This window comes from Aquimarina sp. 433, assembly GCF_054054605.1.
The window spans coordinates 100220-122598 of sequence record NZ_JBSWZK010000005.1; the positions used below are offsets into that span (position 1 = coordinate 100220).

Consider the following 22379-nt stretch of genomic DNA (forward strand, 5'->3'; position numbering starts at 1 on the left):
TAAAAAAAAACCATCCGCAGCAGCAGATGGTTTTGTTTGGTAATCTTCCATGTTACAATCTCTTAAAGTTCGTAACACTTCCTTTTGCCTATGATTATTTAGTATTCTAATTCTTCATCAATCTCATCGTTTGATTGATATCATTTTGTTCGATCCTAATCAAATACACTCCTTCGGATAAATCAGTCGTAGAAATCGCTTGTTCATTCATAACTTTTATGGTTTGTAACATACGACCGTTGATATCATAAAAAGTTACTTCTGCTTCTCCGCTTACTCCTGTAATCCAAAATTGATCCGTAGCTGGATTTGGGTATAACGAGAATATGTCTTCTGTATTTTCTTCTACACTTAGTACACCAGATACGGTAATGGTAAAAGAAACTGTTTCGATATTCAAATTATCATCTGTTGCTGTAAGTGTGATTACATGATCACCTTCTGCTAATAATGTACTTGCTACTGGACTCTGCGTAATCGTCGTAGCCAATGCACTTTTGTTAGTATCGCAATTATCTGTAACCACTACTCCACTTGTAAAATCAGCCAACGTATACATATTACCAGTATCAAAAGGTACTTCCATATCCATAGGTACTGTAGTCATATCAAATTCTGGAGCTACCTCATCTTCTACCGTAACAGTAGCCATGCACATATCCGTATTTCCATTAGTATCAGTAACTGTTAGCATAACCATGTTATCTCCAATGTTAGTACAATCAAAATCTGTAACATCAATAACAATTGATGCTATGCCTGAAAGATCTGTAGAGCCATTATCAATCATAGCGGCCGTAATAGTAGCATTCCCTGTATCATCTAATTGTACGGTTATATTTTGACATACAACAGTAGGATTGGTAGTATCTACTACATCCACAGTTCTGGTTACCTGAATAGCTGCATTACCAGTAGCATCGGTAGCATCATAATAGATCGTATAACTTCCTACTGCGTCCATAAATTCTGAAGTATCAATACTTACCGCAGATCCATCATCTGTAGTAGCTCCTAACTCATTATATCCAGCTCCTAATTCTATGGTTTGTGGATTTGCTCCGTTTAAGGTAATTACTGGTGCGGTAGTATCTACTACATCCACTGTTCTGGTCACCTGAATAGCTGCATTGCCAGCAGCATCGGTAGCATCATAATAAATCGTATAACTACCTACTGCATCCATGAATTCTGAAGTATTTATACTTACTGCAGAACCATCATCGGTTGTAGCTCCTAACTCAGTATATCCAGCTCCTAATTCTATGGTTTGCGGATTTGCGCCGTTTAAGGTAATTACTGGTACGGTAGTATCTACGACATCCACTGTTCTGGTCACTTGAATAGCTACATTACCAGCAGCATCGGTAGCGTCATAATAGATCGTATAACTTCCTACTGCATCCATAAATTCTGAAGTATCAATACTTACCGCAGATCCATCATCGGTAGTCGCTCCTAACTCAGTATATCCAGCTCCTAATTCTATAGTTTGTGGATTTGCTCCATTTAAGGTAATTATTGGTGCGGTAGTATCTACGACATCTACTGTTCTGGTTACTTGCATTGCAGTTTCACCAGAAACTGTATTTATAGCATCATAAGTAACCGTATAACTACCCACTTGATTTGTATTTACAGACGCCGAATTGATAGTTAACGTAGCTCCATAGGTAACTTCAGCTCCTAATTCGGTATACATATCTCCTTTTTCTATTACTTGTGGATTATCTCCTAATAGAGTAATTATTGGGGTTATACAAGCTTGCCCCATATCGTTGATTATCCAATTATAAGGTGCAGCAGTTAAAGTATTTCGTGCCGATTCTCCTAAGCAATAGGTACTATTTCCTGCATTAAATGTAATTCCCACTGGGATTTGAGTCTCATCTGCATCTAATGTTGTCCAACCGATTAAGGTCTGATCATAATTTTCTGTCGATAATCCTGAACTAAACAACATATTTCTCATATCTGTCACACTCGATATATCCCAATCCCCTAGTGATTGATCGTAACCAAAGTTTTGTCGAAACATTTCTCTTAAGCTACTTACCTTGCTCATATCCCAATTGCTAAGATCCTGGTTAAAGGATGTTGCTCTAGCAAACATTTCGGTCATATTTATAGTACCTGTAACCTGTTCCCCAATATTCCAACCACCTATATTTTGAGAAAAACCACTTTGATAGAACATTCTACTAAAATTGGTCACATTTCCAACATTCCATGAAGTTATATTTTCATTAAAAGCCGTAGCAGTATCAAAAACACCCCACATATTGCTAATGTTCGAAACATCCCAACTATTCATAATGTCTTTATGATCCTCAAAAGAAGTCGCCCCAGCGAACATAAATGAGATGTCTGTTGTGGTTGATAAATCTGGTACGTCATCAGCATTTAACACTAAGTTACTACAACCAGCAAAAGCACGATTCATACTATCCCATTGCTGTGTTCCCCATTGATCTATGGAAATAATTTTGTTTCTACTACCCGTATTGTTAAAATAAATTCTTGGGAACTCTCCTGTTATTTTCACCCTATAAGTTCTACCAAATTCATAAGTATGTGATAATGGTGTATCATCTACGGCTGCACTGGTTGTATTATCTCCCCATTCTACTACATAACGATATGATTCTCCACTAAATGTAGGTATCGTGATAGTTTCACCAGCTGCAACTTCCCATGTGGTTATAAATTTATCATTTTCTGGGCACCCTAAACCAAGATCAGAGATTCTCCAACCGTAGTCACTAACTAATAAATTACGTTCTACAAATGCATCGCAATATCTGGTTAAATTAACACCTACAACAAGATCTCTAGGAATTCTTGTTTCTCCTGTAGTGAGTGTTGCCCAACCTTTTAAGGTTTTATCGTAATTTTCCATTGAGAAACTACTTGTAGCTAGTGAAGTGGTACTTATAAAAGAGCGCATGTTAACTGCTTCACTTAAATCCCAATTAGCTAAGTTTTGATTAAAATTAGGACAATCATAAAACATCCCACTAAAATTAGTTACTTTAGATACATCCCAATTTCCTATTTCTTCATTAAATCCAGAACTAATAAACATGGCGTTCATGTTATTAATATTTCCAGTATTCCATTGACCAATAACTCCTCCTAAATCTTCGAAATTTGTTGTATTTGCAAACATTCTAGTAGCATTGATTACTTGGCTAAGGTTAGGTAAATCAGTTGCTTCTAATTTTAAGTTTTCACAGCCATTAAAAGCTTGTGCCATATTTTGCCATTCTTGATCTCCCCATTGCTCAATCGACATAATTTTTTTTCTATCCCCTTGATTATTAAAGAAAATTCTTGGGAAATCTCCAATAATTTTTACTGTATAGTTTCCTGAAGTTGAATATTCATGTGTTGCATTTCCCGTAAATCCTGTTTCAATAGTACCATCTCCCCAATCTACTGCATAATTATATCCAGCTCCTGTAGTCGGTATAGTAATACTTTCATTATCTGTAGTGGTCTGCCATGTGGTTATAAAAAAGTCTGTAGAAGCACACGCTGCACCATCATCTATGATAGACCAATTATAAGGAACACTGGTTAATGTATTCTTTGCTGCTTCTCCAATACAATATTGACTTCCTTCAAAACTGATGCTAATATTTGATGGTATCGTTTCTCCCGCATCTTGTGTAGCCCAACCAATTAAGGTAGCATCATAATTTGTTGTGGAAAGTCCAGCTAACTGGAACATAGCCCCCATAGCGGTTACGCTAGAAAGATTCCAATCACCAACATTTTGATCAAAGTCTGATGCTCCAAAAAACATTCCTCCCATATTCTCTACGCTACTCGTATCCCAATTATCAAGAGGCTGATTAAACGCTGTAGCAAACCCAAACATACTTGACATGTTTATGACTCTACTTATATCCCATGTATTTAAAGGACTATTAAAACTACTAGCAGAGTCAAACATAGCCCTCATATTTATAGTACCAGTCACAAACTCCCCAATATTCCAACCATCTATATTTTGATTAAATGCGGTATTTCCGGTAAACATCCCTGTAAAATCTATTACGTTTCCCACATTCCATAACCCTATATTTACATTCATTCCAGAATTTCTGAACATATCGATCATGTTTTCAATAGTTGACACATTCCAATTTCCAAGTTGTCCTCCATTATCCACAAAGTTGGTAGTCCCATCAAACATTTTTTCCAAAGAAGTAGTATTACTTAAATCTGGTATATCTGTAGCATTAATCACTAGGTTTGTACAACCTGAGAACGCTCTGGTCATATCCGTCCAGGCATTTGATCCCCATTGTTCTACGGATACTAATTGAGCTGGAACTCTAAAATCAGGATTGTTACCAAAGGTTATCGAAGGAAATACTCCCTGTATTTTCACAGTATAAATACCATTACTTGCGTATGTATGAAAACTAATTCCTGTTTGATTGGATTCTATAACTCCATCTCCCCAATCTACAGTATAATTATAGCCAGATCCAGAGGTGGGTATAGAAAGTTCTTTTTGATCATCAGTGGCTTGCCAAGTAATTATAAACTCATCCTGAGCAAATCCTACAGTAAAAGAGCTAACAATCAAAAAAAGTGCAGTGTAAATGTGTTTCATATTAAGGGGTCTTTTAGAAAAAGAGTTGATATACATTTTTTAAAATCGAGTGCAAAATTAACAAGATATTAAGTTTTACCAAGAAAACAGGGGTTGCAAAGGGGTTGCAAAATACTATAAACAAAAAACCATCCGTCTGAGGCGGATGGTTTTGTTTGGCAAATTTCCATGTTACAACCCCTTAACTTTGTAACACTTCCTTTTGCCGATGATTATTTAGTATTCTAATTCTTCATCAATCTCATGGTTTGATTGATATCATTTTGTTCTATCGTAATCAAATACACTCCTTCAGATAAATCCGTGGTAGAAATCGCTTGATCGTTCATCACTTTTATTGTTCTTAATATGCGACCATTGATATCTGAAATCGTTACTTCTGCTTCACCTTGTAATCCAGTGATCCAAACCTGATCTTTCGCTGGATTTGGATATATCGTGAACAGATACTCTTCATTTTCTTCTACACTCAATATCGCGGATACAGTAATCGTAAAAGAAACTGTTTCTATATTCGAATTATCATCTGTTGCTATTAGTGTAATGACATGATCCCCTGCTGCTAATAATGTACCTGCCACAGGACTCTGTGTAATCGTCGTCGCAAACACACTGTTACTATCACAATTGTCAGTCACCACTACATCAGTAGTAAAATCAGCCAACGTATACATATCACCTGTATCAAAAGGCACTTCCATATCTGTTGGTACTGTGGTTATATCAAATTCTGGAGAAATGGAATCTTCTACCGTAACAGTAGCCATACACATATCTGTATTTCCGTTAGCATCGGTAACCGTTAGGGTAACCATGTTGTCTCCAACGTTTGTACAATCCAAATCAGTCACATCAATTGCTAGTGATACTATGCCTGAAAGATCTGTAGAACCGTTATCGATGATAGCCGCGGTAATACTAGCATTTCCTGTGTCATCTAGTTGTACGGTTATATTTTGACATACCACGGTTGGATTAGTCGTATCTACCACCTCTACTGTTCGGAATACTGTGGAACTATTACCACTAGCATCTGCTGCAAAATACATTGCAGAATACGCACCTACATCACTAACCAAGAGACCAATATTAGTATCTAAAGTTACTGGACTACCATCATCGGTGGTTGCTCCCAACTCTACGTACGGATTTCCTAATTCTATGATTTGTGGATTTGGTCCGTTTAAGGTAATTACTGGAGCGGTAGTGTCTACCACTTCTACTGTTCTAAATACTGTAGAACTATTACCATAAGCATCCACGGCAAAATATATTGCGGAATATGTACCCACATCACTAACTAAGAGACCAATATTAGTATCTAAAGTAACTGGACTACCGTCATCGGTTGTTGCTCCCAGTTCTACATACGAATCTCCTAATTCTATGATTTGTGGATTTGGTCCGTTTAAGGTAATTACTGGAGCGGTAGTATCTACCACTTCTACAGTTCTAAATATTGTAGAACTATTACCATAAGCATCCACGGCAAAATACATTGCCGAATATGTACCCACATCACTAACTAAGAGACCAATATTAGTATCTAAAGTTACTGGACTACCGTCATCGGTTGTTGCTCCCAGTTCTACATACGGATTTCCTAATTCAATGATTTGTGGATTTGCTCCGCTTAAGGTAATTACTGGAGCGGTAGTGTCTACCACTTCTACTGTTCTAAATACTGTAGAACTATTACCATAAGCATCTACAGCAAAATACATTGCCGAATATGTACCTACATCACTAACCAAGAGACCAATATTAGTATCTAAAGTTACTGGACTACCATCATCGGTTGTTGCTCCCAGTTCTACATACGGATCTCCTAATTCAATGATTTGTGGATTTAGCCCGTTTAAGGTAATTACTGGAGCGGTAGTATCTACAACCTCCACAGTCCTGGTTACTTGTGTTGCAGTGGCTCCCGATACCGTATTTACAGCATCATAAGCAACCGAATAGCTACCTACCACATCTGTATTTACAGAAGTTGCATTGATTGTTACTATTGCACCATAGGTAACTTCAGCACCTAGCTCTGTATACGCATCACCTCTTTCTATTACTTGTGGATTATCTCCTAATAAAGTTATCACTGGGTCAACACATCCTTGTCCTCCATCATTGATGGTCCAATTATAAGGTGCGTTGGTTAGCGTATTTACTGCATCGACACTTAAACAATGAGCAACCGTAGCATCCAGTGTTAAATTAGCTGGGATTGTAGTTTCTCCAGCTTCTAAAGTTGCCCATCCGATCAAAGTGTTGTCATAATTTTCCTGAGACATTCCCGAACCGATAAAAAAGTTATCTAATGATTCTACATTACTAATATCCCAATTAGAAAGATCCTGATTAAAGGATGAAGCACCTTCGAACATGTTTCCTGCATCATACACATTACTAAAATCCCAATTACTTAAATCCTGATTAAAAGCGGTTGCTCCCTGGAACATTCTATCTATATAATCTACAACTCCTAAAGTCCAATTCCCGATTGGTTGATTAAAAGAAGTAGCATCCTTAAACATCGCGTCTAATTGATCTACTTTACTCACATCCCAGTTTGAAATATTCTGGTTAAAAGTTACAGCACCCTCAAAGGCATTAAAAGCTGCAGTTAAACTATTAAATGTCCAACTCCCGATATTCTCATCAAATAGAGTACACTCTTTAAACATAGAAGAAATAGACTCGATAGTATTCATATCCCAAGAATTCATTACATCCTTTAAGTCTTCGAGGTTAGTACAATCCCTGAACATACTTGACATATTTGTTACCTGTGATAAATCAGGAATATCATCAGCATTCAATTTTAAGTTATAGCAACCCTGAAAAGCATTCTGCATTGAAGTCCATTGTTGTGTACCCCATTGTTCTACAGTTAACAATTTACCTTCATCACCACCTGTTAATCTTGTAAAAAATGGCGCTGGGAAGTCTCCTGTTATCTTTATAGTTTTGATTCCTGCTGTTGCAAATGTATGTGTTACATTTCCTGTAAGACCCGTTTCTATAGTTCCATCTCCCCAGTCTACGCTATAATTATAAGTTTCTGTACTTCTAATAGGAATAGTGATTACTTCATTCGCTGTAGTCGTTTGCCAAGTAGTAACAAAGAAATCTGTTGCTGAGCAAACAGCTCCTTCATCAAAGATGAGCCAATTATACAAGGTACTTGTTAATGTGTTTCTGGCAGCTTCTCCTAAACAATAGGTGGCATCAACATCTAATACAATATCACTAGGAATTTGTGTTTCTCCCGTTTCTAAAGTCGCCCAACCGATTAAAGTCGCGTCATAATTCTCTGTAGACATTCCTGCATCTCGAAGCATTGTGTCCATACTCGTGGCACTGCTAATATCCCATTGACTTAAATCTTGATCAAAAGAGGTAGCACTTAGGAACATAAAATCAAAGCGGGTTGCTTCGCTTACATCCCAATTAGTAATACTACTACTGTTAAATGCGATCGCATCTGCAAATGCCCAGGTAAAATTTTCAACCCCGCTGGTATCCCATCCAGAAAAATCAACATTGAAATCTTTATCTAAGGAATGGCATGAGCGAAACATCGATTCAAGTGAAGTAACATTTGATAAATCCGGACTATCCACTGCTTTCACTTCTAAATTCGTACAACCGTTAAAAGCATCCTCCATAGAAGTCCAAGTATTGCTTCCCCATTGTTCTATGGTTTGGATTTTATTCCTATCTGCATTTCCATTAAAACGCATACGATTAAAGTTTCCTGAAATACGGATGGTGTACGTTCCTGCATTCGCATAGGTATGGTAAGCCTCTTCGGTTTCATTGGTAATCATACCATCTCCCCAATCTACTATAAAATCCAGCCCCGTATCTGTGATAGGAAGTGCTATTTCTTCATTATTTGTGGCTATTTCCCAAGTGGTAATAAAGAAATCTGTGGAAGCACAAGTAGTTCCTGCATCGGTAATAGACCAATTATAGGGAGCACTGGTTAACGTATTGTGCGCATCTACTCCAAGACAATACGTTAGGTGATTTGTAACAATAGAAATTCCTGTAGGTATTTGTGTTTCTCCAGTATCTAAGCTTGCCCAACCCATTAAAGTTGCGTCATAACTAGCTGTAGAAAGCCCTACATTACTAAACATTCCGGTTGTGATTCTTAAACTAGATATATCCCATGCACCAAGACTTTGATCAAAACCTGTAGCGTTAAAAAACATGAATCCCATATCAACAACATTAGATACATCCCAATCACTCAAATCCCGGTTAAACAATCCTGTTCCTCCAAAAACTGCCTCCATGTTATCAACATTACTCACATCCCATTCGTTGATACTACCATTAAAGTTTGTTGCGCCTGCAAACATTCCGTTTATCTTTGTTACGCTTGAGAGATTCCAATGATTAAAATCTTCATTCGTAAGAGAAGTACAAGCCGCAAACATTTGACTTAATAAAACAACATTACTTAAGTCTGGAGCATCCGTCGCATTGATTACTAAATTAGAACATCCATTAAACGCATCAGACATGGAATTCCAGGCAATAGTTCCCCACTGTTCTACACTTAAAATTTTTGTTGCAATAGATGTGTTTCCAGAAAAGTATATTCTAGGAAAGTCACCATTGATTTTAACTACATAAGTTCCTGCAGTAGCATATTCATGACTTGCATTTCCTGTAAATCCATATTCAACAGTTCCATCTCCCCAATCAACTGAATAGTTATATCCATTTTCAAACGTTGGAATGGTAATACTTTCATTATCTGAAGTGGTTTGCCAAGTGGTAATAAAAAAATCTGTAGAAGCACAAGTGGTTCCATCATCGCTTATGGTCCAATTGTAAGGTGCACTTGTAAGCGTATTATGAGCATCCACTCCTAAGCAATAGCTGCTAGAACCTGCATGAAAAGTAATATTAGCAGGAATATCATCAATTCCATCAGTTGTATTTCCACTAAAGTCCGTTGCCCAACCAAGTAAGGTAGCATCATAATTAGCTAAAGAAAGTCCTGAGGTAACCAACATATCAGACATATTAGTTACACTGCTAATATCCCAATTACCAAGATTTTGATCAAAATTTGGACAGTTAGCCAGCATATTACTCATATTGGTAACATTCTGAGTATTCCAACTACTGATATCCTCATTAAAGGGAGTATTTCTAAATAGGTACCCCATATCCTGCACATTACTTACATCCCATGTGCTTATAGCACCACCGTTATCAACAAGACTAGAATTTAAAAAGAACATTCCTTGCATACTGGTTACCATACTCAGATCTGGAACATCGGTAGCATTAATCACCAAATTGGTTGTACTATCAAAAGCATTTTCCATACTTTCCCACTGTTGCGTGCCCCATTGTTCTATGGATTGAATCTTGGCTGCATTAGTAAAATACCCTCCCATTCCTGGAGAATAAAACCTTGGGAAATCCCCTGTAATTTTAACGGTATAAGTATCTGCGGTAGCATATTCATGTGTAGCATTTCCTGTAAAACCAGTTTCTACAGTACCATCTCCCCAATCGATATGGTAATCATATCCAGATCCAGTTGTAGGTATGGTGATGGTTTCATTTGCTGCTGTGGTTTGCCAGGTAGTGATAAAAGCATTATCACAATTTTCACTTACACCAATAACCTGCCAGTTATAGGGATCTGAAGTTAAGTTAGCCTCTGCTTGCATACCCAAACAATAGCTAGTTAGTTGCTGAAAAATTAGTAAAACCTCAAAAGGAATATCATCAATACCATCTCCATCCATTCCACTATCATCAATCCCCCAACCATTTAATGTTTTAATATAATTTTCCTCAGAAAGGGTAAAAAAAGTAATAAAACTTCTATCCGCTATTTTACTTAAATCCCAATTTCCTAAATTTTGATCAAAATTAATCGCCCCTGAGAACATATCAACCCAATTACTTAAATTGCTAGTATCCCAGTTTTCAATATTTTCATTAAAATTTGAATCCGTAAACATATTGGACATATCTTCAATACCACTTACATCCCAATCCTTCATCCTTCCACCATTATCAACAAAATTTGTTGTAGATTGAAACATTCTGCTTAAATTCTCAACTTCAGATAGGTTTGGTATATCCGTGGCATTTAGTACTAGATTAGTTGCTCCATTAAAGGCAGATTCAAAACTTTGCCATTTGTTCGTTCCCCATTGATCTACGGAAATAACTTTATTTCTATCTCCATTATTGTTAAAATAGACTCGTGGAAAATTACCCCATATTCTAATTTGGTAATCGCCAGGACCTGAGATATATTGATGAGTTGCATCGCCTGTTTCTATAGTTTCAACCGAACCATCTCCCCAATCTACATAATATTCATATCCTGAGCCTATAGTTGGAATCGTAATGGTCTCATTATTTGAAGAAGTCCTCCAGGTAGTTATAAATGCGTCGCTATCATCACAATTGAATCCCCGATCTAAAACCATCCAGTTATTTGGTGTTGATGTTAATGTATTCAAAGCGAAAGTACCTAAACAGTGAGTGCTGCTCCCAAAATCAACCGAAATATTAGAAGGTATGGTTTCACCTACATCCAAGCTAGCCCAACCAATTAAAGTAGCATCATAGTTTTCAGTAGATAAACCACTCCTAAAAAACATACTTACCATACTAGTAACATTAGAAATATCCCAATTACCTAAGTCTTGACCAAAATCATTTGCAGACGCAAACATGCCCGTCATATCTCTAATCGCACTAACATCCCAGTCTCTAATACTACCCTTAGTATCCATTAAACTACTTGCATCTTCAAACATTGAAGATAGATTAGTAACCAAAGATAAATCTGGGGTATCATCTGCATTCAATATCAATTGCGAACATCCATCAAAAGCGTTTCCCATACTAGTCCATCGAATAGTCCCCCACTGTTCTATGGTTCTAATTTTATCTTTATCACCCGCTTTTGCAAAGTAAATCCTTGGAAAATCCCCTGTAATTTTAACGGTATAGGTATCTGCTACAGCATATTCATGGGTAGCATTTCCTGTAAAACCCGTTTCTAAAGTTCCATCACCCCAATCAACTGAATAATTATATCCAGATCCTGTAGTGGGAATGGTAATACTTTCATTAGCTGTTGTGGTTTGCCAAGTGGTAATAAATTCATTTTGAGCAAATCCAGCAGTAAAAAAACTAACAATAAAAAATAGTGTAATGTAAAAGTGTTTCATCTGTTGCTTGTATAAGGTTTATCAGCCAGATGGAATTCACCAATAGTAATGATCAGTTCAATAAAAATCATTTTAATGGCTCATTTCATAAGGGGCTTTTTATTAAAAAAAGAGTTGAAATAAATTCTTAAAATCGAGTGCAAAATTAACAGGATTTTAAGGGCTACAAAGAATTTAGGGGTTGCAAAAGGGATGCAACGGGGTGTTTTTGGGGTTGCAGGTTTGTTTTCCTTTTCTTTATAGTTGCTATATCGGTCCCTTCGAGAACTTGAGAGTTCACTCGTATCGTGGGCTGAGGCTCTCGAAGCCCGACATGATGAAGACTAGAATTGGTTCTCGATACATCCCGATATACATCGGGACACTCGAACTGACGATATGTTATATTCAAAATTTGACCTTTTTAGTAATTAAGGGGCCATACACATCGAGGGCTGAGGCTCTCGAAGCCCGACCTCATCATATCTAGGACTGAAGATATATACATATCAAGGTGTGAGACCCTTCGAGAACCTCAGGGTCCGAACACATCTAGAACTGAGATCCTTCGAAAACCAAAGAGTACATGCTCATCGAGGGCTGAGGTTCTCGAAGCCCAAAAAGAGAAGTTCTAAAGTTATACTTCGACAGGCTCAGTATGACATCATAACTCCTGCAGTAAAATTATGGACTAATTAAATATTGGAATTCTTAATAAACTCGATAATGTCTTGTTTAGAATCTACTCCTATTTTTTTACGAATACGAGAGCGTGCAGACTTAATGGCTGAAACGGTATTGTTTTGTAGTTTACTAATCTCCGTAGCATTGAGTCCTAAGGTCATTAAACACAATAACTCTTTTTCTTTTTCTTTTAAATCGGGAAATTTATTATCCAAAATCACTTTAAAATCCATACTTACGGTATCCATATAAGATTTTAGATCTGTAGTACTGGTGGTAGTTGCTTTTTCCGAAAGTAAGGATGCTGATAATGATTGTAAAGCAGCTTTACGTTCTTTTTCATTTTCTAGTTTGATAATATCTTTAATATCACCCAAAGTTTTACTCAATACTTCTTGTCGTAAAGAATTTTCTATAACTGCATTCCTCAATTCTTTTTCTTTCGTAACTAATGCCAATTCTGCTTTTACTTTTTCTAATTGCTCAGTTGCTAACTCTTTATTTGATAAGGCTATTCGTTGCTTTGCGTTTTTACGTGTCAACCAGAAAATAATACCTCCCATAATAGTTGCAATTACAAAAAGTAATAAGTACAATTGCTTCTTAGAGGTTTCATTTTCCAATCGTAATTCACTTGCCTGCTTTTCTTTATCAAATTTATAATTGAGCTCTAATTCTGTAATACGTTTGGTTTTTTCTGTATTATTAATAGAATCATTATACATTTTATAGATCTTGTAATCTTGTAATGCTTGCTCATACGCTCCCCTAGTTTCATTCAGATTACTTTTACTATAGTACTGCGTTCTTAATAGTCCATTATTTTTGATCTTTTTAGCTTCTGCAATAGCACTATCTAAATATGGAACGGCATTGTCATATTGTTGTAAAGCATTGTATAACACTGCTACATTTAAATAACTTACGCTTAACTCATTCAAATCTTTTGCTTTTTTAGAAATACCAATGTTTTCTTTATAGATCTGAATGGCTTTATCATACTCTTTATTTGAATAATACACTGCCGCTAAACTTCCATTCGCTTTCGATTTTCTAAGAGCAGAGCAAGGTAAACCTTTAACTATAGCCAAATGATTTCTGGAAGAATCTAGTTGTTTATTTTCATAATAGGCAACTGCCAACATATGATGAGATACTGCCAAACTTTCGATATCATCTAACTTTTCTTTGATTGTAATTGCATTTTTAAAATACTGTTTTGATTTTTTAAAATCTTTTTGGCGTCTGTAAAACATGCCCAAATTATGTAATGAAAATCCAATCGTAGTTGAGTCATTTATAGTTTCACTGATATTAAGTGCGTTCAGATAATTCTCCAAAGCATTTTCTATTTTACCTTGTTTGATATCTAGAATACCAAGATAATTGATAGCCTGCGCCTCATTACTCTTATGATATGATTTCGGACTTTGGATATTTTTAAGTTGTTCTAATACATCGTTGATTATAATTCTGGTGGTATCCACATCAAAACGACGCATTTGTTCTATCAATTGTATTTTATAACTAATTCGTGCAGAATCTGTCGTAGCGCTTTCTATTTTATATTTCAAAACAGTAGCCAAACTATCATGGGATTGACCAAAGCATTGTATCGTACTTAAAAAGATAAAAATGATAGGGTATAAAAGTTTCAAAAGGAATATTAGGTTTTAATCGTGTATGACAAAAGGTTTATTAGTTTCAAAAATACAAGATAATTTATTTGCTACCACAATGAAACCCTTTTGACACCTTTTTGCAACCCCACCCTCTAAAATACGCAGTACTTTCTTTTTTTCATTTTCTCAGAAAAGACACCCTTTATGAAACAATTTTTAAAAATTTCACAAGAAATCCCTATGCTGAATATAAATACCTATATTTATCCACCAAATGAATGATTATTTATGAATGCAACATATAAGGTAAAAGTAAATAAGGATTTTGAATATACTATAGACCAGGAAGAAGTCTCCAAAACGGATATTATCCAGACTTCTGATTCAAAATTTCATCTTCTCGACAAGAACAAATCGTATCATAGTGAGATCATCCAATCAGATTTCAACAATAAGAAATACAGCATAAAAGTAAACTCTAATACCTATGAAGTGGACATTGCTGATTCATTAGAGATGATGATTGCAGAAATGGGATTTTCTGTTGGTGCTTCTAAACAAGTAAATTCTATCAAATCTCCAATGCCAGGATTAATTATAGATATTCAGGTAGCCGTTGGACAAACAGTTGAAGAGGAAGACTATCTATTAGTGTTGGAAGCCATGAAAATGGAAAATATCATTACTTCGCCAAGAGCAGGAACTATTAAATCCATCGAAGTCGAAAAAGGAGATGCAGTAGATAAAGGAAAACTATTAATCGAGTTCGAATAATAGTTCTTATCACACTAATTATAAATCTATCATAAGTTCTAAACGATTATGAAAAAAATATTGGTCGCTAATAGAGGCGAGATTGCTATACGGGTAATGAAAACGGCTAGCAAAATGGGGATTAAAACGGTAGCTATCTATTCTACTATAGATAGGAACTCACCACATGTGGCATTTGCCGATGAAGCCGTTTGCGTTGGTGAAGCTCCTTCTAGTGAATCTTATTTATTAGGAAATAAGATTATTGAAATCGCCAAAGAATTAAACGTGGATGCTATACATCCTGGATATGGATTCTTAAGTGAAAATGCTGATTTTGCTTCGGAAGTAGAAAAGAATGATATCATTTTTATTGGACCTAAGTCCAAAGCGATTGAAGTTATGGGAAGTAAGCTAGCGGCAAAAGAAGCGGTTAAAGCATATGACATCCCTATGGTACCAGGTATCGAAGAAGCGATCACAGATCCTGAAAAAGCTAAAGAAATTGCCAGAGAAATCGGGTTTCCTATTTTGATCAAAGCTTCTGCTGGTGGTGGAGGAAAAGGAATGCGTGTAGTAGAAAAGGAAGAAGATCTAGAATCTCAAATGCAACGTGCCATTAGTGAGGCTGTTTCTGCCTTTGGTGATGGTTCTGTTTTTATCGAGAAATATGTAGGTTCTCCAAGACATATCGAGATTCAGGTGATGGCTGATACCCATGGAAATGTATTACACTTTTTTGAAAGAGAATGTAGTGTACAAAGAAGACACCAGAAAGTAGTGGAAGAAGCTCCTTCTGCTGTACTAAGTCCAGAATTGAGAACTAAAATGGGAGAAGCTGCGGTTAGAGTAGCTAAAGCTTGTGATTATGTGGGTGCCGGAACAGTAGAATTTTTATTGGATGAGCAGCACAACTTCTACTTCTTAGAGATGAATACACGTCTACAAGTAGAACATCCAGTAACTGAATTAATCACTGAGGTGGATCTTGTAGAACTACAGATCAAAGTTGCCAGAGGTGAAAAGTTAAACATCAAACAGGAAGATTTAACCATTAAAGGACATGCATTAGAATTAAGAGTCTATGCAGAAGACCCTATGAATGATTTCTTACCAAGTGTTGGAAATCTGGAAACCTATCAAATACCCGTTGGTGATGGTATTCGTGTAGATAATGGGTACGCAGAAGGAATGGATATTCCTATTTACTATGATCCAATGCTATCCAAATTAATCACTTATGGAGAAACACGAGAAGAAGCAATCGAATTAATGATCAAAGCTATTGATCACTATCAAGTAAAAGGTGTGCAGACTACCTTATCCTTTGGAAAATTTGTATGCCAACACGAAGCCTTTAGATCAGGAAATTTCGACACTCATTTTGTAAAGAAATATTATACCGCTGATGCTCTGAAAACAGAAATGCAAGAAGAAGCCAGAATTGCTGCATTGATAGCATTACGACAATATCAAGAAGATCAAAAACAACTAAGATTACCAACACACTAGATATGAACTCGAAAATAAAAGTTTTACAAGAAAAGATTGATCAGGCACATCTTGGTGGTGGTAAACAGCGTATCGAAAAGCAACACCAAAAAAAGAAACTAACCGCTAGGGAACGTATCTCATACTTCTTGGATGAAGGGTCTTTTGAAGAAATTGGTATTCTGGTTACTCACAGAACTACTGATTTTGGTATGCAAGATGAAATATACTATGGTGATGGTGTCGTTACAGGATATGGAACTGTAAACGGACGATTGGTCTATGTTTTTGCACAAGATTTCACCGTATTTGGAGGAGCCTTATCCGAAACACATGCCGAGAAAATCTGTAAGGTTATGGACTTAGCGGTTAACGTGGGAGCGCCAATTATTGGACTAAATGATTCTGGAGGTGCTAGAATTCAGGAAGGAGTGCGATCTTTGGGTGGATATGCAGACATTTTCCATAGAAACGTACAAGCTTCTGGTGTTATTCCTCAGATCTCTGCCATTATGGGACCTTGTGCTGGTGGTGCCGTATATTCTCCTGCGATTACTGATTTCACATTAATGGTAGAAGATACTAGTTACATGTTTGTAACAGGACCTAATGTAGTAAAAACAGTGACTAATGAAGAAGTTACTTCTGAAGAATTAGGAGGTGCAAGCACACATTCTACAAAATCTGGTGTAGCGCATATCACTTCTTCTAATGACATTCAGTGTTTAGAAGATCTTAAAACATTACTGAGTTATTTACCACAAAACAATAAAGAAACCACAAAAGCGCTTCCGTATACCTTAGGTGACGAGAAAAGAGCTGTTCTAGCAGATATCATTCCCGAAAATCCTAACAAACCTTATGATATGCATGAGGTGATTGGTGGAATTATTGATGAAGATTCTTTCTTTGAGATTCATAAAAACTACGCCGAAAATATTATTGTAGGTTTTGCCAGAATTGGAGGTAAAAGTGTTGGTATTGTGGCGAATCAACCTATGTTTTTAGCAGGAGTTTTAGATGTAAATAGTTCTAAAAAAGCTGCTCGTTTTACACGTTTCTGTGATTGTTTCAATATTCCTTTATTGGTATTGGTGGATGTTCCAGGATTTTTACCAGGAACTGATCAGGAATGGAATGGTATTATTGTCCATGGAGCCAAATTACTATATGCCTTAAGCGAAGCTTCTGTTCCTAAGGTAACAGTAATTACGAGAAAAGCTTACGGAGGAGCTTATGACGTAATGAATTCTAAACACATTGGTGCAGATCTTAATTTTGCTTGGCCAACTGCCGAAATAGCGGTTATGGGTGCCAAAGGAGCTAGTGAAATTATCTTTAGAAAAGAAATCAAAGCTGCGGATGATCCAGCAGCAAAATTAGCAGAAAAAGAAACTGAGTATGCAGATACTTTTGCGAATCCTTACAGAGCCGCACAGCGCGGATTCGTAGATGAAGTGATCTTACCAGAAGATACCAGAAGAAAATTGATCAAAGGATTTAGCATGCTAGAAAATAAGGAGATCCATCAACCAAAAAGAAAACACGGCAATATTCCTTTATAAATAAATTTCTTGGGGAGAAGTCACAAACATTTTCCTATTTTTACGATGAAGTAATTATAGGAAAATGCCCCATGAATAATAGACAACTCACTAAATTTGCGATCTATGCTATTGCTGTTCTTTGCGCAGCTTTGATTAACGAATTTGTTATTAAACTTGTAAAAAAACAAATTCATGAACAAGGCTATCTTTTGGTGCTAATCGATATGCTAATAGTAGTATTGATTTTTGCACCTGCTTTTGCTTTAGTTTCTAAATACACTAAAAAATTATCCAAAGCTTATTTAAAAACTTCCAAAAAGGTATCTAGTAGTAAAAATGGAAACTTATTAGGGTTTACGGTAGCTATGATTATTTTATTTATCCTTTTCGCATATTTACGCCATAATATAAATGTGGTGCAGGATCTAAAAACCATCATTTAGGAACAAAGGTGTAACTGAAGTGGTTTAAACTGCATTCAAAAAGTTAAAATATTAAGTTTTTTTTACCAACTAGGGGTACTTGTTAAGTACCCTCCCTCTACTTCTGAAGTCCCCTCTTCCTACCCTCATTACTAAGATGGTCGAAGCTAAAAGGGAAGTCTCACTTTCCTCTAAACTTAGTGTCACTTTGCTTTTTACTAGGTTGCACTAAGCTCTGAGGTACCCTAACCCACTATTGGAAGTACCCCTCATAATCCTTTTACAAACAATGCCCCACCTATATAAGTACCCCTTTGTATTATATCTTACATGAAACCCCTACCTATATATGTACCCTCTCCCCACATAGATAAGTGGGTATTTAGCCATTTGAGTCTGTTTTTGTTAAAAAAATATTAAGGATTGATCTATTCTAGTACGATCAAAAATTATACATCACATATTAGTATTCCCTCTTTAAGGGCTGCCAGATTATCCTCATAAGTAGGGATAAATTCTTGGGCTACATATCCCTTGAATCCAGTTTCCACAATTGCTTTCAAAATTGCAGGATAATTTAATTCTTGTGAGTCATTTATTTCATGTCTTCCTGGCACACCTCCTGTATGATAGTGCGATATATACTCTTTGTACTTTCTAATGGTAGCAATAATATCTCCTTCCATAATTTGCATATGATAAATATCATATAACAATTTAAAACTATCAGAACCTATCTTATCCACAAGTTGAACACCCCAAGGAGTATGATCACATTGGTAATCTGCATGATCAACCTTACTATTTAGCAGTTCCATGATTAACGTAATATTATTCTTCTCTGCATGCTTCACCAAAGGTGCTAATCCTTTAGCACATTGCTCCCAACCCTCTTCATCAGAGATCCCATTCCTATTTCCAGAAAACACAATCACCTGTTGTACTCCTGCATGAGAAGCTTTGGAAATAAGCTCTATATATTGCTTTTGTAATTTTTCATGATTCTTCTCATCATTAAAACCCTCTGTAATACTAGCAAATGTATCCGTAGCTACAGAACAAGAAAGTCCTTTTTTTTGCACTACTTCCCATTCTTCCGGTTTTAAAAGATCAATAGCCTTGATCCCAATGCTTTTACACTTTTCTGCGAATTCTTCTAATGGTATACTCTGATAACACCATCTACAAACTGCATGATTTACATTTCCTTTTAATCTATCCGAAAAAGTTCTCGAAAAATCTTGTGATATCGTTTTCCCAAACGCTGAACCACTGATACTCAATGCTCCAAAACCCAAAGATATATTCTGAATTGCTTTTCTTCTATTTAGCTTAGCCATAACCCCAAAATTGAATAGTTCATAAAACACAGCTAATTTAATTAATGATTTGTTAATTTTATTGTTAATACAGAAACAAACTTCTTATATTAGAAGCAAAATTGTGCAAACAATAACAATTGAAAGATGAATCTATAATTTTTCATTTTTCAAAATACCTTTCTTCGAGAACAAGAAGAAAACAGACAAACAAAAAACTACTATCAGAGCGTACTCAATTAAGCAATGATCAGCTTGATTCGAGATTAATTTATTTTAACATAAAATGAGAAGATTGATCGCAATCTCTCATCTTTTAATGTAACGTATAGACTGTCTGTAAACATCAAAAAAGTATGGAACAAGAACCTCAATTTGACGCTATTGTCGTTGGAACAGGAATTAGTGGTGGCTGGGCTGCTAAAGAACTTTGTGAAAAAGGTTTAAAAACACTCGTATTAGAAAGAGGTCGTATGGTAACGCATATCGACGATTACACCACTGCTAATGATGATCCGTGGGATTACGAATTTAAAGGAGAACCTTCTCGAGAAGAAATTGCCGAACAACCTAAACAACATAGAACAGGGTATGTTACTGATAAAGCACACCGTCACTTTTTTGTAAATGATCTTAAACACCCATACAATGAAACTAAACGTTTTGACTGGATTAGAGGATATCATGTAGGTGGAAGATCACTAATGTGGGGAAGACAAAGTTATAGACTGTGTGATTTTGATTTTGAAGCCAATAAGAAAGAAGGAATTGCTGTAGATTGGCCGGTACGCTATAAAGATATTGCACCTTGGTATGATAAAGTAGAAGAGTTTATTGGAGTAAGCGGAGAAAAATTAGGCTTGGAACAATTACCAGATGGTCAATTTTTGCCACCCATGGAATTAAACTGCGTAGAAGAGCATCTAAAAAAGAATATCGCAGAAAATTATGAAGATCGCTTGCTAACCATCGGAAGAACCGCTCATATTACCGGAACCAAGACTTTTGAAGGCAGAATGAACTGCCAATATCGTAATCGATGTATGCGTGGATGCCCATTTGGAGCATATTTTAGCAGTAATTCATCCACTTTACCAGCCGCAGAAAGAACAGGTAATATGACTTTGCGACCCAATTCAATCGTACATCAAGTACTCTATGATGATAAAACTGGGAAAGCTACTGGAGTAGAAGTCATTGATACACTTACTAAGGAGAAAATGCAATTTACAGCCAAAGTTATTTTCTTATGTGCTTCAGCCATTGCTTCGGCAAGTATATTAATGCAATCAAAATCAGAACGTTTTCCGAATGGAATGGGAAATGATTCTGGAGAATTAGGGCATAATATTATGGACCATCATTTTAAAGCTGGAGCTATTGGAAAATATGATGGCTATAAAGACAAGTTTTATAAAGGAAGAAGACCTAATGGTATTTACATTCCACGTTTTAGAAACATTGGTGGCGAAACAGATCAAGAGAATTTTAAAAGAGGTTACGGATATCAGGGAGGAGCTAGCAGATCCAACTGGGAAGAAACTATTGCTGAGCTTGGTTATGGCGCCGAATTAAAAGAAAAAATATTAGAACCTGGAGGATGGCGATTCGGACTAATGGGATTTGGTGAGTGTCTACCCTATCATGAAAATAAAATGACGCTCGATTATGATAATCTAGACGAATGGGGATTACCTACCGTAACATTTGATGCCGAGTTTAAAGAAAATGAGCTAGAGATGCGTAAGGATATGATACAACAAGCAATGGATATGCTTTCTAAAGCAGGATTTACAGATATACAGCCTTGGGATGATATTGGAGCACCTGGTTTAGGAATTCATGAAATGGGAACCGCTCGTATGGGAAGAGATCCTAAAACGTCTGTACTTAATGGAAATAACCAAATTCACGCAGTTCCTAATGTTTATGTTACCGATGGTTCTTTTATGACCTCAGCGAGTTGTGTAAATCCATCACTTACGTACATGGCTTTTACGGCTCGTGCAGCAAATCATGCCGCAGAACAAATTCAAAAAAACGCTTAATCTAAGTATTATGAACAGAAGACAAGCATTAAGAAATATTGGACTATCAGCAGGATATATTGCTGCTACTCCCACCCTTTTCAGTCTATTGCAAAGCTGTAAAAAAGAGTACATATTGGATTGGACACCAGAACTATTATCTGTGGATGAAGGAAAAGCCTTAGATCACATCGTGGATCTTATTTTACCAGAAACAGATATTCCTGGCGCGAAAGCATTACACATACCTATGTTTATTGATAAATTTATAAATCACGGTATCGAAGAAACTGAAGAAACGCAGATGTTTAAATATGGTGCTGGTGTGATCCTGAAAAAATTAGGAGTTAGTGAAGAAAAAAATATTGATGATGTTACCGCAGAAGAATATGATGCCTTATTAGCTAAATACTTAAAACTTCCTAAAGAAACACGAAAAGCACATTGGGAAGAAATATCTAAAGTAAATACTCCCGAAGATATAGAAAATGTATCTCAAGAGGCTATATCATTTAATTTCTTATATTCAGTAAGAGATATTTCTATTTTAGGATTTAAAACCTCAAAAGAAATTGGCGAAAACGTATTAAACTACCTCCCTGTTCCTGGAGAATATATCGGTTGTGATTCTGTTCAAAATCTTACTGGTGGAAAGGACTGGGCTTTATAATTATTACCTAAC

The 22379-nt window shown here is 36.2% G+C and carries 10 protein-coding genes; 6 read left to right on the plus strand and 4 right to left on the minus strand.

Going from position 1 to position 22379, the window contains the following annotated elements; genetic code table 11:
• Positions 1-106: 106 nt before the first annotated feature.
• From ACWNT5_RS11865 to ACWNT5_RS11875, 3 genes are all read right to left on the minus strand, one after another.
• On the minus strand, positions 107-4627 hold the full coding sequence (locus ACWNT5_RS11865; RefSeq protein WP_456517437.1) for a BspA family leucine-rich repeat surface protein: 4521 nt from the start codon (positions 4625-4627) through the stop codon (positions 107-109).
• 224 nt (positions 4628-4851) lie between these two features.
• A complete protein-coding gene (locus tag ACWNT5_RS11870; protein WP_456517438.1) occupies positions 4852-11853 on the minus strand; it encodes a BspA family leucine-rich repeat surface protein in 7002 nt (2333 codons plus the stop codon).
• 674 nt (positions 11854-12527) lie between these two features.
• Entirely contained in the window at positions 12528-14174 is a 1647-nt protein-coding gene (locus ACWNT5_RS11875) for a tetratricopeptide repeat protein (protein WP_456517439.1), read from the minus strand.
• 252 nt (positions 14175-14426) lie between these two features.
• On the opposite strand from ACWNT5_RS11875, the gene ACWNT5_RS11880 reads away from it, so the two are divergent.
• The 4 genes from ACWNT5_RS11880 to ACWNT5_RS11895 all read left to right on the plus strand — a co-directional run bounded on the left by ACWNT5_RS11880 (position 14427) and on the right by ACWNT5_RS11895 (position 18372).
• The gene (locus ACWNT5_RS11880) at positions 14427-14912 is read left to right on the plus strand and encodes a biotin/lipoyl-containing protein (RefSeq protein WP_456517440.1); all 486 of its coding nucleotides are present in this window, start codon (positions 14427-14429) and stop codon (positions 14910-14912) included.
• 48 nt (positions 14913-14960) lie between these two features.
• Positions 14961-16403 (plus strand): acetyl-CoA carboxylase biotin carboxylase subunit, encoded by a 1443-nt coding sequence (locus ACWNT5_RS11885; RefSeq protein ID WP_456517441.1) that lies wholly within the window; start codon positions 14961-14963, stop codon positions 16401-16403.
• Positions 16404-16405: 2 nt separating this feature from the next.
• Entirely contained in the window at positions 16406-17947 is a 1542-nt protein-coding gene (locus ACWNT5_RS11890) for an acyl-CoA carboxylase subunit beta (RefSeq protein ID WP_456517442.1), read from the plus strand.
• Between the two features lie 71 nt (positions 17948-18018).
• The gene (locus ACWNT5_RS11895) at positions 18019-18372 is read left to right on the plus strand and encodes a hypothetical protein (protein WP_343914087.1); all 354 of its coding nucleotides are present in this window, start codon (positions 18019-18021) and stop codon (positions 18370-18372) included.
• Between the two features lie 428 nt (positions 18373-18800).
• On the opposite strand, the gene ACWNT5_RS11900 is transcribed toward ACWNT5_RS11895, so the two are convergent.
• Complete coding sequence (locus ACWNT5_RS11900) at positions 18801-19691, minus strand: hydroxypyruvate isomerase family protein (RefSeq protein WP_456517443.1); 891 nt, start codon at positions 19689-19691, stop codon at positions 18801-18803.
• Positions 19692-20026: 335 nt separating this feature from the next.
• Here ACWNT5_RS11900 and ACWNT5_RS11905 point away from each other — a divergent pair, with 335 nt between their 5' ends.
• Positions 20027-21718: a GMC oxidoreductase gene (locus ACWNT5_RS11905; protein ID WP_456517444.1), complete on the plus strand. Its 1692-nt coding sequence runs from the start codon at positions 20027-20029 to the stop codon at positions 21716-21718.
• A gap of 10 nt (positions 21719-21728) precedes the next feature.
• A complete protein-coding gene (locus ACWNT5_RS11910) occupies positions 21729-22367 on the plus strand; it encodes a gluconate 2-dehydrogenase subunit 3 family protein (protein WP_299607459.1) in 639 nt (212 codons plus the stop codon).
• Positions 22368-22379 lie beyond the last annotated feature (12 nt).

What these genes read in the sequence shown, in the direction of transcription:
- ACWNT5_RS11880 (WP_456517440.1), top strand. Translation starts at nt 14,427, where the DNA reads ATGAATGCAACATATAAGGTAAAAGTAAATAAGGATTTTGAATATACT.
- ACWNT5_RS11905 (WP_456517444.1), top strand. Translation starts at nt 20,027, where the DNA reads ATGGAACAAGAACCTCAATTTGACGCTATTGTCGTTGGAACAGGAATT.
- ACWNT5_RS11885 (WP_456517441.1), top strand. Translation starts at nt 14,961, where the DNA reads ATGAAAAAAATATTGGTCGCTAATAGAGGCGAGATTGCTATACGGGTA.
- ACWNT5_RS11910 (WP_299607459.1), top strand. Translation starts at nt 21,729, where the DNA reads ATGAACAGAAGACAAGCATTAAGAAATATTGGACTATCAGCAGGATAT.
- ACWNT5_RS11870 (WP_456517438.1), bottom strand. Translation starts at nt 11,853, where the DNA reads ATGAAACACTTTTACATTACACTATTTTTTATTGTTAGTTTTTTTACT.
- ACWNT5_RS11865 (WP_456517437.1), bottom strand. Translation starts at nt 4,627, where the DNA reads ATGAAACACATTTACACTGCACTTTTTTTGATTGTTAGCTCTTTTACT.
- ACWNT5_RS11895 (WP_343914087.1), top strand. Translation starts at nt 18,019, where the DNA reads ATGAATAATAGACAACTCACTAAATTTGCGATCTATGCTATTGCTGTT.
- ACWNT5_RS11890 (WP_456517442.1), top strand. Translation starts at nt 16,406, where the DNA reads ATGAACTCGAAAATAAAAGTTTTACAAGAAAAGATTGATCAGGCACAT.
- ACWNT5_RS11900 (WP_456517443.1), bottom strand. Translation starts at nt 19,691, where the DNA reads ATGGCTAAGCTAAATAGAAGAAAAGCAATTCAGAATATATCTTTGGGT.